At 65.5% G+C, this 290-nt stretch carries 1 pseudogene; it reads right to left on the bottom strand.

Annotation, left to right across the window (positions count from 1 at the left end):
• A pseudogene (locus HLUSI_RS29260) lies at positions 1–290 on the bottom strand (hypothetical protein); the annotation flags it as partial.

The raw sequence follows: 290 nt of genomic DNA, 5'->3' as shown, positions 1-290 counted from the left end.
TGAAACTGGTGGTGGGCGCCGTGGTGTCGAGCGTGTAGGTGTGCGAGTAGGCGGTGCTGGTGGTGCTGCCGTTGGTGACGCGGGCAATAAAGGTGCTGCTGCCGGCAAGCGTGGTGGTGGTGCTCCAGGTGTTGCTGCCGACCGTGTAGGAGGTGGCGTCGCTCCAGGTGCTGCCGTTGTTATACGATACCTCGACCTTCTCGCCGCTGCCGAGGCTGGCCGACAGTGTGCCGCTGATGGTCTGCGCCGCCGTGTTGGTGATGAAGTCGCTGCTGGTGCCGGCGGCACCG

Origin of the sequence: Herbaspirillum lusitanum P6-12, from assembly GCF_000256565.1 — a bacterium.
Classification (GTDB): domain Bacteria; phylum Pseudomonadota; class Gammaproteobacteria; order Burkholderiales; family Burkholderiaceae_D; genus Herbaspirillum; species Herbaspirillum lusitanum.
This window is presented reverse-complemented; position numbering and strand designations above follow the sequence as displayed.